General features: G+C 43.0%; 1 pseudogene. It reads left to right on the top strand.

The window, feature by feature from the left end:
- Window positions 1-234: 234 nt before the first annotated feature.
- Window positions 235-1,241: pseudogene (gene secD, locus A3763_RS02835) on the top strand (protein translocase subunit SecD); the annotation flags it as partial.

The raw sequence follows: 1,241 nt of genomic DNA, 5'->3' as shown, positions 1-1,241 counted from the left end.
TTTCTGAGGGTGTTGAAATGAACATTCAGAAAGTAGCAGTTGCCTCAGCATTACCAAAAGGCACCTTAAAAGGTATCTAAATCAGTGTTAGTCGCTCACAAAGGGTGAGCGACTAGGCTAATCGAGATGTTTTTACGTTTGTTTAGGCTTTGTTCGCGTAACAGGGTCTGCGTCGTGATATAACACCTGCACACTCAATTACTTTGAATAATACCGAAAGGATCTGGAGCTAAGATGCTCAATACATACCCCGCGTGGAAATATATTCTCATACTGATCACCCTGGCATTGGGTGCAGTGTACTCATTACCTAATCTCTATCCTGATGACTTTGCTGTGCAGGTGACCGGAACGCAAAGCTCGCTAAAAGCAGACGATGCTCTACAGAAGCGGGTCGTTAGCGTATTAGAGAAAAATAATGTTGTTGTTAAGCATGCGGAGTTAAATGGTAATAACCTTTTGGTTCGTTTCTATGACAACGAAGCTCAATTATCTGCAAAAGAAGTCCTAAGCGATGTTTTGGGTAGTGATTATATTGCGGCGCTAAATATGGCACCAAGCACACCTGATTGGCTTAAGTCTATGGGTGCTGGACCTATGAAACTTGGTCTAGATTTGCGAGGTGGTGTTCACTTCTTACTCGAAGTTGATATGGATAAAGCTTTGAGTCAAAAGCTTCAAGTCTCAATGAGTGATATTAAAACAGCGATGCGTAGTGAAAAAATTCGCTATCGTTCGGTATTGGTTGAAGGCACTGATGGCCTCAAGGTTAAGTTCAAGTCTGAAAAGGAATTGGACAAAGCGGTTTCGCTTGCCGCATCAGAATATCGTCAGTTTACACGTACAACAATCGAAGAAGATGAAAGCTTCTTCTTATTGCTAAAACTATCTGAAGCGCGAATTAAAGAGATTGAAGATTATGCTGTTCAACAAAACCTGATTACGCTTAGAAATCGTGTTAACGAACTGGGTGTTGCTGAGCCTTTGGTTCAGCGTCAGGGGCGTAACCGTATCGTGGTTGAGCTCCCTGGTGTTCAGGATACGGCGGCAGCAAAACGTATTATTGGTAAAACAGCAAACCTGGAGTTTCGTCTAGAGGCTAAGTCGAGCGCTTCTAGCCGAGAAATGCAGCAGTTTGACTTCAAGAGTGAGAAAGGACGTACCGCTTACCTGGAAAAAGATATTATCGTCACGGGAAGCAATGTATCGAATGCTCGTGCGAGTTTTGATGAAAACGGAGT

The organism is Oleiphilus sp. HI0128 (genome assembly GCF_001635365.1).
The sequence above is the reverse complement of the archived record's forward strand: the minus strand, read 5'-3'. Positions and strand labels throughout refer to the sequence as shown.